This is a genomic window from Opacimonas viscosa (assembly GCF_024199005.1).
Taxonomy (GTDB): Bacteria; Pseudomonadota; Gammaproteobacteria; order Enterobacterales; family Alteromonadaceae; genus Opacimonas; species Opacimonas viscosa.
This window is the reverse complement of the sequence record NZ_JANATA010000181.1, coordinates 1-264: the sequence shown is the minus strand read 5'-3', so window position 1 is coordinate 264 and position 264 is coordinate 1. Positions and strand designations below refer to the sequence as shown.

The 264-nt window shown below is 45.1% G+C and carries 1 protein-coding gene; it reads right to left on the bottom strand.

The annotated features are described in order from the left end of the window. A partial coding sequence (locus NLF92_RS13215) for a DUF4145 domain-containing protein (RefSeq protein WP_254102698.1) occupies positions 1–264 on the bottom strand: 264 nt, incomplete at both ends.

Sequence of the window (264 nt, the reverse complement as noted above, 5' to 3'; positions counted from 1 at the left end):
AATGTGCTGTGAAACCACATGGAAAGCGCGTGGCCTACCATCATCGACTTCAGGGCATCGCGGTGGCTGCTACTATCAAATTCGTGGGTTGCTGTGTTACCTAACTTTCTTAAAGTATGAAAAGCGTCTCGAACGTTATCATCTAATCTAAGTGAGTAATCTATATCGCGGAGTAAATCTACTTGCTTGATATCGTTGCCATATTCAACGCCGACTCTTGCTGCAATATTCTGGGCAATGGCTTCGCCGAGTTGGCGCATTTTA